Source organism: Schlesneria sphaerica (assembly GCF_044336245.1).
Taxonomy (GTDB): domain Bacteria; phylum Planctomycetota; class Planctomycetia; order Planctomycetales; family Planctomycetaceae; genus Schlesneria; species Schlesneria sphaerica.
The window spans coordinates 4,659,954-4,674,889 of the sequence record NZ_CP172346.1 but is presented as its reverse complement, the minus strand read 5'-3'; the positions used below and the strand labels follow the sequence as shown (position 1 = coordinate 4,674,889).

Here is a 14,936-nt window from a genome sequence, read left to right as displayed (position 1 = left end):
TTTCTGCGGTGCGGACGGCTTCAGTCTACGTAAAATTTCTCAATCAATAGAAGTGTTCCGGTTACGCGAGTTCTACAAGCGCGTCCACCGTGAATCATTGAGCAACAAAAGGAAACTGTAAGATGAAATTTGGAATTCTGTTTTCGTGTCTGTTCTGCCTGGTTGTTTGCGGGTCGGCTTGGGCTTTTAACGCTTCTAACCGTTTTGCAGAGGTTTCACCGTCGAATAATTTGGCGAATGGTGAAGTCCTGACCTGTTGCTCAATTGGGGCATGTTCCTCAACCGACGGTTGCTGCGAAGACGACGATTGCTGTGAAACCGGTGGTTGCTGCGAAGACGACGATTGCTGTGAAACCGGTGGTTGTTGCGAGCCAGGCGGTTGCTGTGAAACCAGTACATGCTGCGAGCCAGGCGGCGTGTGCGAACTCTTAGGGTGTTGCTCTGACGGCTGCATGAGTTCAAGGAAGGGACTAGCTGTCGCCGAAGAGTGATCCTCAATTTAAGCCCAGCCACTTTAGGTTGGTAACATTTACGGATCGAGACGGGGCGTCTGAGGAAACTCAGACGCCCTATTTCATGGGGTGGGAGGAAATGAGGACGCGTCAAAAGTTAAAGAAAGGGACTTCGCACTAGTGGCTGCCCCCAAAGGGGGCAGGAGACGAACGAGTCCAGGAAGGACCCGTTCGACTCAAAGCAGGGTCAGCAAAACTCGGAATTGTGATTCGTCTGTTCTCAGATCTGTGAACGCAATTAATCGGTTTCCGAGTTCCGATTTGAACCGTTCCAACCAATCCGGCAGATTGAGATTCAGGCCGACCTGACTGGGCGTTCCCGCCTTGTTCCATGACCTGGCCTTCATGCGGTTGATGGTCTCAGCTGGGTTGAGGTGGTTGATGTAGCGGCTGGTGATTGCCACGTTGCTGTGCCCCAGTTGCTGCTGAATGAGGTGGACGGGCACGCCCTCTGTTACGAGCTCGAAGGCCATCGTGTGACGCAGGCCGTGGAAATGGCATCGCTTATTCACGTTCGCGTGAGCGGCGAGCCTGGGCAGCAGCTCGCGCACGTAACGTGAATCCAGCCGTCCGCCGGTCTCTGTGCAGAACAAGGTTTCGGCCGCATCCAGGCCTGCCGCTTTGCGGGCGGTCATCCAGTTCGAGATGACAGCCCACGATTGCCGATCCATGCCCACGGTCCGGGCCTTGTTGCCTTTGCCATGCAAGACCCGGATGGCGTGGTTCGTTTCGTCCAGGTCTGCCGGCCGGATCGACAGAGCCTCGCCGATCCGCACGCCCGAGCGCCAGCCAACCACGATCAGAGCCCGGTTTCGCGTTCCCGTCAGCCCCTTATTGTTCGCCTCGAGAACGGCCTGCAGCTCGTCAGGCGTCAGGAACTGAGGAGGCAGCTTCTTTCCCCTGTTCCCCCCACCCTTCGAGCTCAACGGTTCATTCACAGCCAGCTCATTCGACCAGCCACGTTCCCTCGATGTCCGCAGGTGATCCAGGCCAGAGTGTCCAGCTCGTACCGGTCGCAGCCTTCGCACGTGACTGCCTTCGTCACGCGCGAGGCCTACAGGTCAGGGCCGCCGCGTAGCTGCTGCAATCACGAAGGTGACTGCGGGACTTCGCCGGGTTGCTCCACTCTTTTGACGTGACCCACGGGTCATGCAAAAGCCCGACAACACTCCCGCTAGAGGGAGAGGGAGCTATTGCGGGGAGGAAACGCCGATTGCCCCACGATCAGCCCCGCCACGGATCGCGGACACGAACGAGACCCACGGCCGATCCGATTCGAGCGGCACCGCATGAAAAAAGCCTTGTCCACAAAAACTTGTGAACAAGGCTTTTAAGCGAGGTCGACGGGGCTCGAACCCGCAACCACCGGATCGACAGTCCGGTACTCTAACCAATTGAGCTACGACCCCTCGCATTTCTGCAGCCCCCACACTGCGGTGCAGATGGGGAGGCCGATTCTATCATCCGTTTTCTGGTCGTCAAGTTGTCGAGGCTTCCAAATTTCTTTGGGACCAGTTCTGCTATGCCAACATTGTGTCGACCATCTGCCCGTCGTCTCTCCAGTTGGAAAGTCCTCGCATGGATACTTTGCTCAATCGTTTCCTCCGCTACGTCCAGATCGACACTCAGTCCGACGAGACCAGTAGCTCTTACCCCAGCACTGCCAAGCAGTTAAATCTCAGCAAGCTGCTTGCCGACGAGTGCCGCAAAATGGGACTGGCGGATGTCACCTGCGACGAATTCGGAATCGTCATGGCGTCTGTCCCCGCCACGGTCCCGCATGACGTTCCCGTCATTGCCTGGGTGGCTCACGTCGACACCTCGCCCGAATTTACGGCAGAAAATGTCAAACCTGTCCTCCACGAGAATTATCAGGGGGGCGATCTGGTCCTTCCCGGTGACCCCACCAAAGTCATCCGGGTGGACGAAAACCCGGATCTCACGAAGTGCCATGGTCACACATTGATCACCACTGATGGAACAACCCTGCTCGGAGCCGACGATAAATCGGGTGTCGCAGTCATTATGTCCGCCGCAGCCGAATTGCTGAAACAGGGATCAAAGCTCCCGCATGGCCTGGTACGACTCTGCTTCACCTGTGACGAAGAGATCGGGCGTGGGACCGACAAGGTCGATCTGAAAAAACTTGGCGCAGTAGTGGCTTATACGCTCGATGGCGCCGGGACCAACGAAATCGATACGGAAACCTTTTCCGCAGACGGGGCCGTCGTCACCGTCAAAGGTATCAACACGCACACCTCCGTCGCCAAAGGGGCCATGGTCAACGCCGTACGGATCCTCAGCCAGTTTCTTGCGCGTCTGCCCACCGCAACGCTCAGCCCCGAGACCACCGAGGGACGGCAGGGCTTCATCCATCCCTATCATATTGAAGGAAGTGTCGTGGAAGCTTCAGCACGCCTGATTCTGCGGGACTTTGAAGCGCCACAACTGGCCGAACAGGCCCGGCTGCTGGAGTCCATCGCGATTTCGCTGCGTGCGGAGCATCCCCGGGCCGAGATCACGATCGAAACTCGCCCCCAGTACCGCAACATGCGCGACAATCTGGCCAAAGAGCCGCGTGCGATTTCCAAGGCGATCGACGCCTTCCGCTCATTAGGCCGTGAGCCCCGAACGACGATCGTGCGCGGAGGAACCGATGGTTCCTTACTGACAGCCATGGGGTTACCCACCCCGAATCTGTCGACGGGCGAACACAATCCGCACTCACCACTGGAATGGACCAGCCTTCAGGAAATGCAGGCGGCAACAGAAGTCCTGGTCCAACTGGCTCAGGAATGGGCGAAGTAACGGGCAGAATCCAAATGGATTTGCTGCCCGCCGATGCGAGCAACTCGCGGCTGCGCCGTGAAATGAGCCCTGAAAGAGGACCAGCATCATGCAGAAGTGACCGAGGTAGCCTCTCTGCGAGGAACCTCGGTCACTCTGTATTGAGACCAGCATCGCCCTGATGAGCACCCTGTCGCATCGAGCTGGCCGCCCCTACCCAGTGCAAGACACGACGACACCGACGCGTGCTGCGACACCGGCGTGATGTCCGAGAACGGGGTCGGCAACCCGCTTGACCCCGTTCGAGGCTCACACTCTGCTCTCGCGGAAGACCGCTCAACCGGGGACACCCGCTCGTGGCCTCATGAGGCAGGCCCCCGCGACTGGCGAAGCAGTGGGAATTCGGCGTTGTTCGCGTTGGTTGACGAGGGCGCTTTCAGCGACCCCGGCCCCGGCCGCCACCCGTGTTGCCGCCACCACCGCCGAAGTTGCCACCGCCTCCCCCTCCGAAGTTACCCCCACCTCGTCCACCCTGGAACCCACCAGGGCCGCCGCCGCGCCCCCCCTGGAATCCACCACCCGGTCCGCCGCCGGGAAAGCCTCCCCCTTGAGGACCGCCACCGGGGAATGGTCCCCCACCGAATGGATTGCCTCCGCCAGACTGTCGTCCGCCGGGCTGGCGTCCGCCTCCCTGCGAACCCATGCGGCGCATCATGTCGGCATCAGGTGCGGGTGGTGCACCGTTTCCGGAACTTGTGGGGCGAGTGCGGGTGGCACTCACGTTGACCTTGGGCATGAGCGATGTCAGCGTCGACTGCACGACCATTGGATCGGCCGTCTTCAGCGGCACGACCCGGACCGTTCTTCTAGCTTCCTTGGCTCGTTCGTCAGTCGCCTGAACCAGAGCCTCGACGCGGCGGAACATGCTGTCATTGCAGGAAACGATCAGATGACTGGTCCGGCGATCCACGCCCAGTGACAGCTCCGGCCCCTGAGGCTTGCGCCCGGCCGTCGCATTCCGATTTCCGCCACCCATCATCGCCATAAACGGATTGAAACCGGGCCCCCCCTGCTGTTGTGGCTGTTCCGATGTCATCGAGTCCTTGAATACGCTCTCGATCATCTCGGCCACTTCGTCGATGTCGGCGTATTCCACCGGGATGGATCGTGGCAAACGGTCCCGCAAAGATTGAGGAAGCTCGCTGGCGTCGAGTAATTCCAGCATCGATTCCACATCCTGAATGACATCGGGTGGTCCCGTCACAAACAGAGCATTCGACCGAACGTCGGTGATGATCCGCAGATTCTGTGATCCCCCCAGCGTCTGGCCGAGTCCCGTCGCGTTCAGCATGCCGGAACCGAATCGAGACAACCCGCCCCCAAATCCGCCGAAGAAGTCGTTCGTCGGGGCGGGTGAAGAGACCGAACTTTGCGGAAACAACCGCTCGATCATCTGCGCCGTTTCCGTGGCATCCGCTGTCTTCAGATAGAAAACCGTCCACCGTGGCCGTGCGGGCGTACCATCAACCAGCGCGGTGATCAATTCTTCCAGTTCATCCAGCGTCTGACTGTCTGGCCCCGTCAGGATCAATTCATTTCCAAGAACGGTGACTCCGACCGGCTCATCCGGTTCCCCGAACTCGGATTGGTGATCCCGAATGTCCCGAGGGTTCGGCGGCTGCCGACGACTTCTTCTCCTTCCACGCACACCCGAATCGGGTTCGCCCTCCTCGTCGGCCGGCGCCATGTCCTCCCCATCCCCCTCATCGGGGGCCGAGGTTGTGGAGTCCTCGATCGGTGCCTCATCCTCTTCGGCGGAGGCGACTTGCGTTGCCGCCGTTTTGTGGACCACCTGCGCTGCAGGCACGACACGCACCTCATTCTGAGAGGCCGTCGGTCGTGGAATCAGTTGTGTTGTGGCGGGACGAACTCGCTGACGCGGAGCCGGTTCCTGGGCCTTTCCTGGAACTGCTTCAGACCGTTCTAGAGGATGTTGCGGGACCAGCTTCTGAGGTGGTGCCTCGGTCGAGCGCCCCGTATCCCGTGGAGGTCGGCGTGGCATCGGCTGATCGAATGCTTCCTCGTCCCGGAAGAAGGGAGGCGACCCAGGGACGCGGCGATCCCGAATGGGACTCGGTTGTGAAGGGACGACAACGCGGATCGGTGACCGACCCGCAGCGCCCCAGCTTCGCTGGACCATGTTCAGGATTTCAGCCGGATCATGATTTCGCAGATTCAGATGTCGCAGGTTCCCCCGATCGGCCCCTTTTGCGGAATCCTCTTCCTCTTCAAAATCCATCGTTTCCCCCATCCCGCGCAGCAGGTCCCTGACCTGCATCAACTGGTCTGCGGTGCCGCGAACCATGATTCGTCGACCGCTGGCATCGTGCTCGATCGAAGGAGGGCGAGCGGCATCATTCAGAAACAGGTTCCGCAGCGAATTTGCGACCTGGGCGGGATCGAGTTTCTTCAAGTTGATGACCGCGACCGAGCCACTCGCTTCACCCGAGAACTCTTTAATGTGACGTTCAACGGCGGCGTGTTCTTCCTTGGTCCCCAGAATGTGAACCTTGCCGGAACGGGAATCTTCACCGATCACAATTCCCGGCATGATATTATTCAATGTCTGGGCGACAGAGGACGAGTCGCCCCCTCGAACGGTGTACGATTTGACGAACGTGGGGTTCTCAGACTTTCCGAGTGCGTTCCCCGCCGCATCCACGTTTGTGTCCAGCGCCTTGATAACGTCTTCCACCACTTTCAACAAAGTCGAACTGGTCGCCACCAGCAGGTGATTCGTGCGAGGATCCGCCGTGACCTGAATTTTTCCCAGGTACTGCGAGGCCGACCCTCCGGCAGGTGCCGCAGGAGCTGGTGCCCCCCCGGGAGGCCCACCGGGGAACCCTCCCCCTGGAAAGCCGCCGCCCCCCGGGAACCCGCCACCGGGAAATCCACCACCCGGGAAGCCGCCCCCGCCTCGCTCGCGTCCACCGCCGAACCCGCCCCGGGCGGGTGCCGCCGCCGATGCCGAAGAAGTCACGGGAGGATTCAGCCCGAACAGACGACGCACCGTCCGTTCTGCCTCGGCCGCTGAAATGTGTTTCAACGCGATCGACTTGAAGGCGGTGTCTTTATTCCCGACCGGCGTTCCCGTTTTCAGCAGCATCTGAATCCGCTGAAGATTCCCCCCCGTATCGGTCAGCACGAGCGAGTTCGTCGACTTCAGGGCCACCGCCTTGCCGTAGGGTCCGAGCAGCTCTTTCACTTCTAAGACAACCAAGTCAGCGTCCGCAGTCCCCTCCAAAGGGAGGATCAGATTCAGCAGTTCGTTCTTGCCGCGAGAAAAAAGCTCATCCGTAGTGACGTTCGGAATCACATTGGGAGGAATCGGGCTATCCGTACTGAGACAGACAAGGAACCGATCCCGCCGAATCAGGATGTAACCCTTCTGCAGCAGGTATCCGTTCAGAATATCCAGCGCCTCGGTCATCGTGTGGCGTTTGTTGTCGTAATAACTGAAGGTTCCCGGAGGAACGTCGTTCAAGTCGAGCGTCAGATCGTTGGCGTCCGCAAACAGCTTGAGCACACTTTCCCAGGGAGCGTACCGGAACTCGAAGGACAGAAGAGCTTCTTCGTCACCCATCTCTCTCGGGGGTGTTGCTTCAGGAGACGTCCGCCGCGAATCGCCCGGCTTTCCCGGATCGGATTCCGCCTCCTCAGCGAAATCCGCCTGTGCTTCCAGTGCCTCCCTGGCGGCTTCCTTTTCTGCCGCTTCGTGTTGTGCGGCCTTCAAATCTGCTTCCGGTCCAAAAGAAATGACCGTTTTGGCTCCGGGGGGCGGTCCATTGTCGGGAACGGCAGCCTTCGCATTTGGCAGATCACTTTCGACGCTCGTCGAACCGCCCGAGGGGGCGCTGCTGTTTTCCGAGCCACCGCTGCCGGGAGCACCTCCGGGAATTCCGGCGGGTGGCGTGCCGGTGGCTTGCTCGACATGTTTCTGCCACGTCGCTTTCTGCTCATCGGTCAGCAGATTGAGCACTTTGTCTTCGTTGGCCTTTTTCGCCGCCTGAAACTCGGCAGTGCTCATCCCCCGATAGCTGCGTGTCGCGGCCTGGCGGATCTCGTCAATCTGGGATTGCTGCTCAGGAGTCAGCCCCAGTTTTTCCACCAGCTCTTTATTGCGGAGCGAATTGATCAAACTTGTGGAATCGTCACGCGACGAACGTGTCCGTTCGCCGCCACCGCGACTGGAACGCTGAGACCAGGCGGTCTCGGGAAACGCGACAGCGACGGCTACGACGGAATAGAGGGTCCATCGTAAATAGGGTGACATTCCTGAGTTTCGCATTCCGACTCCCAATCGTTGAACTCCGTCATCAACAGAACCTTCGCGTTGGCTATGAGAAATAACGGTTGGATTGTGTTGAAACATCGATATCCGTGATGCCGTCGTTACAATTGTTGCTATTGGGCGCAATGAGGCCCCACAGCAGGAAGGATAGAGCCCGGCAAACCGCGACGAGAACTAGATTTTTCGAATTCAGGTCGGTTTCATGTATTTGGACTGTAGAATTTTGCGTCCATGCGGAACGAACACACCCCCAGGTGACGCTGATACGTTTCGGCCCTTTCCTATCATCGTTTCCCGGTGCATACAGCAACCTGACGGAAATCGCGAAAAGTTCGGCAATTCAACGCGAGTTTGACGGAAAAAAAGAAACGGACCCCAAGCGTGATGAAGTTCGCAGGCAAGAACCAAGCGTTCTTCACAAAACATGTCAAGACCGAATCCTGAAAAGACGATTCAAATAGCTAGACGGTTTGCAGCAGTGCGAACGACCACACGACGGATGGCGATTGATCCGGAATGTGCGACTCGCACAGTGAAGACGTCTGGGGGGTAGGACAATCAGGGTTTTCTGAACACAGAGCTAAAGACTCTGCGAAGGCGAACACGTAATTCCCCGCCCTCCACGGGTATTTCGACCAAGGGATCGAGTCGAAATGCCCGCCGATGCCCGACGCGTAAAGACTTGTCGGATGGAACTATGAGTCTCGAATGAGTCGGGATGCATGGTTCTCTCCGAAAGACACCGACTCCGAGCAATCGGCGGTTTTCCTGCCGCTCGTAAAGCAAGCGGCGGAAAAACCTCGTCAACACGTTTGAGGGTGAAGATCCGGAGGGTCGCGACGCCCTTCTGTGTGAGCAAAATCTAGTGATTGGAGAGCCCGCGATGAGAACGATCTTCACTACTGGACAGGTAGCAAAGATCTGCAAGGTTGCACCCCGCACAGTGAGCAAATGGTTCGACTCCGGCCGTCTGCGCGGTTACCGCATTCCCGGATCACAGGACCGTCGCATCCCACGCGAGCACTTGATTCGGTTCCTTAAGGAACACGGGATGCCTTTGGGGGAACTGGAAGACGAAGCGATGGGCAAATTGCTCCTCGTCGGAGTCGACCAGAACGTCCGAGGACAGATTCTCGACCTGATGCCTCCCATGGATTACAAAATTGAATCCGCGGCGAGTGGCTTTGAAGCCGGCATTCAGGCCGAATCTCTGCATCCTGACTGCGTGGTAATCGACTTCGGCATGGGTCGACATGAAGCAACATTGATTGCGCAGAACCTGCGCAAAAACAATGAGTATGCTGACGCTGTACTGGTAGCGCTACTGAGCGATGACGACACGGCCAGCGGTTTTGACCGTACCCCGTTCAACGAGACGTTCCGGAAACCATTCGACTCAGCCCTGCTGGCCGAACGGATCCGCACCCTCGTCGGTCGGAAAAAACAATTGGCCTGAAGAACATAGATGAATCGTCCGGATAAGCATCTGTTGTGACCAGGGACGGGTCCACAGCAGATTCGCGTTACCCGACTGATGAGCGGCAGGAGTCGATGATCGACACCTGCCGCTTTTGTGCTTTTTCACCTCGGACTCACCTCGGACCAGTGTACTCGCCGCAGATCAAAGCCCCGCACAAGCCGTACGCGCCGCAGCGACATCGGCCTGCAACTGCTGAAGCAAGTCGTTCGCAGAAGCAAACTTGCAAATATCACGCAGTCGCGACACAAACGAAATCGCGATGCGGCGCCCGTACAGGTCACCACTGAAGTCGAGCAAATGGACCTCGATCTTCCGGGCCGCTTCGCCAAACGTCGGATTGGGGCCGATGTTGACCGCCGCCGCCCAGCTCGTGCCGTCGATCGTCGTGGTGGCCGCGTAGACCCCGTTTGCCGGGGCGAGGGTTTCCAGTTCAGCAAGATTGGCCGTCGGAAAACCGAGTGTCCGGCCCCGCTGTGCACCGGTCACAACGGTTCCCTCCATGCGGTAAAGATGCCCCAGCAGCCGCCCCGCTTCCGCGACATTTCCGTCGTTCACCAGACCTCGAATGACACTCGACGAAACCAGCTTGTCATTCACAATTTCCGGCTCAACGACTTCCAGAGTCAACTGGTGCCGGGAACAGAGCTGACGCAGAACATCGATATTCCCCTCACGATTGCGACCGAAATAGAAATTCGGCCCCTCGACCAGGCCGCACGCCTGGAGCTGTGTCTGGACAATCGAGTGAAAAAACTCTTCTGCGGTGAGCGTCAGGAATTGCCGGGTCGTCGGCAGCACGATGACCGTGTCCACCCCAAACTTCTGCAGCAGTTCCGCCCGGTACGACATCGAGGTCAGTCGTGGGGGTGCCGCTTCCGGACGTAACAGTTCGATCGGATGCGGATCAAACGTCAGCACCACGGCAGGAACGCCTGCAGCGCGGGCCTGACTGACGAGCGTCCGCAACATCAGTTGATGCCCGCGATGAACCCCGTCAAAGTTTCCTATGGAAACGATCCCTCCGCGATAACACTCGGGAGATTCAAACCCAAACAAAACGGTCATGAAACCGATTCTTCTTCGAAAAGTGCAATGCTGGCGGTAAAACCGTGAATGTAGTTTTTTCCGCCCACCGGTCCCAGCTCTCCCTGGGCAAAAAAACCGGCCAGTGGCAAAGGCCCCAGATGTCGCTGGATCAGTGTCGCGTCGTGATCTGGTGAAGAAAACATCCGCGAGCCACGCCCATTGCAACTGAACAGCAGGCTCGCCGCGGGGAGACGTGGGTGCGTCGACGAGTGTCTTTCCAGCAGACGAATCAGGTCGGCGTCCGCCGCCTCACCGTCCCGGATCTGGAACTGAACTGTCTGACCAACCCGAATCGGTCCACCCGCTTTCAAGGCACCCGACTTCTTGTCGACCCCCATCACGTTCAAGATCAGGAAGTCACCTCGGTGAAATGACTCCTGATACTCGTTGAGCGCGATCCCGATATGGACCCCTTCCTCGACCAGCGACTGATCTCGCGGCGGCAGCAGGTGGTACATTTCCTGCAGCCGCTGCATCGGCGCCACCCCGCCAAGTTCATACACGACATTTCGATCGGCCTTCGTCACAACGAATGGGGTCCCGATCGGCCGGCATCCCTGAGAAACGACAGAACGGACCTGAGGCCCCCCTCGCAGGACGACCCCGACCGCCCCCTGATCAATCTCGCGACCGTTCAGGAACAACCGATTCTCGGTCGGGTTGCCACCGCTCGCCTGCCCCCCGAACAGCGGGACATTCGGCAGTTCGTCCGCCAGCAGATCGATCACCGACTGCGGCATTGCGGAAAAGGGTTCGCTCAGCAGGAACACGGCACGCGTATCGTCGGTCCGGTCCCCCAGATCGTCGGGCAAACCGCTGCACATGATGCCGTCGGGCGTTTCGGCGAATTCCATCTGAAACGGGACAAGATCCGCACCCGGCAAGACGCCTGACCAAAGTGACAGGGCCGGTCCGTTTTCGTATTCGCGCGTACCATTGATAACGGTCTCGCCCGTACATCCCAGTAACAGCCCGCCGCCAATCCGATCGAGAATCGACTCGGCCAGCATGGGGAAATTCTTTGCATGGTGATGTGTCACAAACACGAACGTCAGGTCGGGTTTGCGACCCAATTCACCCGCCACCACATGCACGGTTTCTTGAATTGCCGCACTGAGGCTGGACTTTTCGGACACTGCACTTGCAAACGGCATTTCCTGATCCGATCCTTCGCTGAACTGCACTTCCTTCTGAATGGGCGAGGGCGACGTTACCGACACTAACGCGAACTCGCACCAACCTTCAAGCGACGCACCACCAAAGCCCCATCAGGACCAATCAGGCTTCGCTTGTGGAAGGCCTCAGAGCAACAGTTTCAGGAACTTTGCGGAAAACAACGCCCCCGTCCCTGCTGTCGCGTTGTGCACGACGGCGGTGGCCCATCCGAGGCCAAGTCCTTCCGTTGACCCGTCCTCGCGCCCGCCCCTTTTGGGGGTGAATCTGAGAGATGTTGGGTGTCGCCCCCCAGGGCGAGCATATTCGTCCCTTCCCCAGGAATGAAGTCAGTCGCCCGACTTTCACGCATTTTGTGCGGCGGAATCTTCGGCGGCGATTTTGGCACGGGCCTTCCACAACGACTCCAGAACTGCCTCGACATAGCGTTCTTCGGCGAAAGGACTGAGGAGATAACTTTTCAGAGCCACGATCGGCTCACCATATTCACTTTCGCAGTAGCAGTCGGTCAGCGAAATGACGACCCCTTCGCCGTTGAGCGCGTCTGCCTGGACAAGGTGATAAATGCGGCGATTGTATTCGTTGTGCGCCCGCAACTGGTCGCGGCAGGATTCGTCCTTCTGTTCCTCCTCGGTCACGCTGAACGTGTCGACACCATCCGGATAAACCCGGAACAACGTCACCGGACCGAAGTTCCCCCGGTTGACCACGGTCGTCGCTGCATGTCCTTCCAGGTGCTCCCGCAGTTCTTCCGCCATGGAAACCGCATGGCCCAGCAGCGACCGCAGACCGTCCTTACCAAACAGCCGCAGATTCGCCAGAGCGGCCATCGGCGGACTTCCACCCCGTGTCGTCTCAAGCGTGTACCGCCCGGGGTGATAGTGTCCGTCATGAAACAGGTAGGGGGTGTCAGACTGTTTCCGCGTGATCAATTCCAGATCGGCCGAATTCTTCACCAGAAACAGACTGGAGATGTAGGGGGTGAACCCCGTCTTGTGGAAGTCGATTCCGACTGAATCCGCCAGCGGAAGTTCCTGAATCCGCCGACGTGTCCCCGCCAGGGCCCGCACCGTTCGATGCCGAAAGCCCAGTGGATTGACCGAAAAATTGTAATCGTTGAACACCGACCAGGCCCAACCAATCACCGCATCGGCATGAATATGCGGGTGGTAGTCGAGTTGAAATTCCTTGACGAGACCTTCACGAATCTCGTGAAGAGCTTTCAGATCATCCAGACCAAAGTGGTCGGTCGTCCCCATTGTCGCGATGATCGCTGCAATTTTTCCTCCGCTGGCGAGGATCTCGCGAGCCTTGTCTTCCAGTAACTCAGGAAGGATCTCATTTTCCGCTGAACAGGGAATCTTGATCACACTCTCACGCCCCATCCCCAGCCAGTTCGCCACGGTGAGACAGGCATAGTGGGCTCGCTCTGAACAGATGATATAAGCTCGTTCGCGGATCCCCTGCTGGGCTGTCCCCGGACAGGCTTTTTCCAGACCAAGCTTGATCCCGTACAGGAGCGTTCCGGTCCCGCCAAAGGTGAACAGTCCGGCCGAGACAGCGGGGTCGTAACCAATCAGATCGGCCGTCATCGATGAGACCTCGACCTCCGCCACAGCGACCTGACGCGACGATTCTTCGCTCACCAGATTCGGGTTATAGATCGACGGCAACAGACCCCCGATGATACTGGCAATCGTGGGGGGCGGGATGACATTGATCTGAGCCCGCGGGTGGCCCCAGATGAACATGCCGGACAGGTGCTCGACGAGTGTCTGAGTGACCTGTTCCAGCGGCACCGGACCGTCAGCGACCCGCGACCGCTTGGCCTCGTCGTAGTCGAGAATCTCAGACTTGCCCAGTAACGGAGAAACCGATTTCATCTCATCCAGTTGATCCAGCGCCCTGAGGAACGAGAACACAAAATAGGCATCGTGGACCCGATCAGAAACGGGCTGGGGAAAAGCCTGCCGCAACGACGTGACCAGATCCAGATAGCTTGCTGTCATCAGTCTGTTTCCTGAAGAGGCTGGTTTGTCGTCGAATGAGCCAGACTCGAATTTCCACTTTTGTCCCGTCAGACACAGTTGGGCTGCCCGATGCGGGTGCATCGCGATGATGGGCGGGCCACATCGCCGGAAGGCCTGGCATGCCTTCGAATCATTCGAACTGCATGTGTGTAAACTCGTTCTGCTTCGAAGGATTTATATGATAGACACCCAGGGCTGCAAAGGATTGATCGTGCCTGCGTCGCCCCTGATGTAAAAGAGGCTTTGCGTCATCGCGAAGGGGGGACTTGGCCCGGCCGCTCCGATACGGGATAACACTGCCCAGCAAAGCATTCCTGCGACACGGCACCAGCGATCGTGCATGCCCTTCTCCTTTTGATTGAACGTCATCCACGCAAAGAGCCTCTGATATGCCGCGTCTGTTCTATGGAAACTTCGACTTCGAACATCGGCTGGCCGATCCGCGGCGGGAACCGACAAAACTTCTCAAGCGGCTGAACGCGGAGCTGGCGACCTCGTGGCTGGCCATTGCTGACGATGACGACATGATCTGGACCCCTGCTGCAATCGATGACGAGTTCTTCCGCCAGGCCCTCGCAGCGGGCTTGCCATGCGTTGTGCCCATAGAGAGCTGGGACCAGATCCCCCGTGGTGTGGAACTCGTCCCCTGGGGTTGGTCCCGCGATGCCCTTGCCCTGGTCGAACGACTTGAAGCGTCCGGAAAGGTCCCACCGCACGACGCTGTCCGTCAGGCAAACTCACGTGCCACGTCTCACCGTCTTGAACAGGACTGGAAGGTCGGTCTGCAGGGGGCACGACGCATCAGCAATCTGCACGAACTCGAAGACATCATCGGAACCAGCTCCGAACAGCCCTGGGTCATTAAATCGGAGTACGGGATGTCGGGCCGGGAACGGATCCGGGGACGCGGGGCACCGACGGAAGCCGACCTGCAATGGCTGCGGCGAAGACTGGGGCCGGGAAACTCGGTCTTCTATGAGCCCTGGGTCGAACGTGTCGCCGAAGTCGGCATCCAGATCGAGATCCCCCCGGCCGGATCCCCCCGTCTGGCAGGACTCGCCACCATGTTCACCGACGAACGGGGACAGTACGCCGGAAGCCTGATTCCATCACCCTCGCCGCAATCCGTCCCCGAAAACTCCGTGTGGCAGGAGGCGATCGAAGTCACCCTGAGCGCGGCGAACGAGCTTCAGTCGCTGGGTTATTTCGGTCCCGTGGGAATTGATGCCATGCAGTACCGAGACCGCGATAGTAGTCTGAAATTTCGCCCACTGCAGGACATCAATGCCCGCTGGACGATGGGGCGGCTGAGTCTGGGCTTTGGCAAATTACTCGCGCCGGACGAAGTGGGATTGTGGGTTCATGGTTCTCAAAGCATGCTCGACGCCGAAATCGCAGCCAGGAGTGGCCTGATCGGACAACGCTCGATCGCCACTTCTCCCGAAAACGTCGGCGGCACCCCGTGTTTCCACCACTCCCGACTCGTAATCGGGCAGCGGCTCATCTGAGCTCAGCAG

The 14,936-nt window shown here is 58.8% G+C and carries 8 protein-coding genes and 1 tRNA gene; 3 read left to right on the top strand and 6 right to left on the bottom strand.

Going from position 1 to position 14,936, the window contains the following annotated elements:
* Positions 1-688: 688 nt before the first annotated feature.
* Positions 689-1,450, bottom strand: a complete 762-nt coding sequence (locus tag ACGY09_RS16995) for a tyrosine-type recombinase/integrase (protein WP_397568663.1) — start codon at positions 1,448-1,450, stop codon at positions 689-691.
* 397 nt (positions 1,451-1,847) lie between these two features.
* Positions 1,848-1,921, bottom strand: a tRNA-Asp gene (locus tag ACGY09_RS16990).
* 169 nt (positions 1,922-2,090) lie between these two features.
* On the opposite strand from ACGY09_RS16990, the gene pepT reads away from it, so the two are divergent.
* Positions 2,091-3,320 carry a peptidase T gene (gene pepT / locus ACGY09_RS16985; RefSeq protein ID WP_397568662.1) on the top strand — a complete coding sequence of 410 codons (1,230 nt, stop codon included), beginning with the start codon at positions 2,091-2,093 and terminating at the stop codon, positions 3,318-3,320.
* A gap of 415 nt (positions 3,321-3,735) precedes the next feature.
* Here the strand turns inward: pepT and ACGY09_RS16980 are convergent, their stop codons facing one another.
* Complete coding sequence (locus ACGY09_RS16980) at positions 3,736-7,632, bottom strand: secretin N-terminal domain-containing protein (RefSeq protein ID WP_397568661.1); 3,897 nt, start codon at positions 7,630-7,632, stop codon at positions 3,736-3,738.
* A gap of 901 nt (positions 7,633-8,533) precedes the next feature.
* Here ACGY09_RS16980 and ACGY09_RS16975 point away from each other — a divergent pair.
* Positions 8,534-9,106 (top strand): helix-turn-helix domain-containing protein, encoded by a 573-nt coding sequence (locus ACGY09_RS16975; RefSeq protein WP_373649043.1) that lies wholly within the window; start codon positions 8,534-8,536, stop codon positions 9,104-9,106.
* A gap of 165 nt (positions 9,107-9,271) precedes the next feature.
* On the opposite strand, the gene ACGY09_RS16970 is transcribed toward ACGY09_RS16975, so the two are convergent.
* The 3 genes from ACGY09_RS16970 to ACGY09_RS16960 all read right to left on the bottom strand — a co-directional run bounded on the left by ACGY09_RS16970 (position 9,272) and on the right by ACGY09_RS16960 (position 13,398).
* A complete protein-coding gene (locus ACGY09_RS16970) occupies positions 9,272-10,195 on the bottom strand; it encodes a bifunctional riboflavin kinase/FAD synthetase (protein WP_373649044.1) in 924 nt (307 codons plus the stop codon).
* Entirely contained in the window at positions 10,192-11,370 is a 1,179-nt protein-coding gene (locus ACGY09_RS16965) for an FIST N-terminal domain-containing protein (RefSeq protein ID WP_373649045.1), read from the bottom strand. Before ACGY09_RS16965 ends, ACGY09_RS16970 begins: the two co-directional genes overlap by 4 nt.
* Before the next feature lie 363 nt (positions 11,371-11,733).
* Positions 11,734-13,398, bottom strand: coding sequence for a pyridoxal phosphate-dependent decarboxylase family protein (locus ACGY09_RS16960; protein ID WP_397568660.1), 1,665 nt, complete (start codon positions 13,396-13,398; stop codon positions 11,734-11,736).
* Between the two features lie 410 nt (positions 13,399-13,808).
* On the opposite strand from ACGY09_RS16960, the gene ACGY09_RS16955 reads away from it, so the two are divergent.
* On the top strand, positions 13,809-14,927 hold the full coding sequence (locus ACGY09_RS16955) for a hypothetical protein (protein ID WP_397568659.1): 1,119 nt from the start codon (positions 13,809-13,811) through the stop codon (positions 14,925-14,927).
* Positions 14,928-14,936 lie beyond the last annotated feature (9 nt).

Bases quoted from the DNA above. Each gene is read 5' to 3' on its own strand.
- ACGY09_RS16970 (WP_373649044.1), bottom strand. From the start codon at position 10,195: ATGACCGTTTTGTTTGGGTTTGAATCTCCCGAGTGTTATCGCGGAGGG.
- ACGY09_RS16980 (WP_397568661.1), bottom strand. From the start codon at position 7,632: ATGTCACCCTATTTACGATGGACCCTCTATTCCGTCGTAGCCGTCGCT.
- ACGY09_RS16965 (WP_373649045.1), bottom strand. From the start codon at position 11,370: ATGCCGTTTGCAAGTGCAGTGTCCGAAAAGTCCAGCCTCAGTGCGGCA.
- pepT (WP_397568662.1), top strand. From the start codon at position 2,091: ATGGATACTTTGCTCAATCGTTTCCTCCGCTACGTCCAGATCGACACT.
- ACGY09_RS16960 (WP_397568660.1), bottom strand. From the start codon at position 13,398: ATGACAGCAAGCTATCTGGATCTGGTCACGTCGTTGCGGCAGGCTTTT.
- ACGY09_RS16955 (WP_397568659.1), top strand. From the start codon at position 13,809: ATGCCGCGTCTGTTCTATGGAAACTTCGACTTCGAACATCGGCTGGCC.
- ACGY09_RS16975 (WP_373649043.1), top strand. From the start codon at position 8,534: ATGAGAACGATCTTCACTACTGGACAGGTAGCAAAGATCTGCAAGGTT.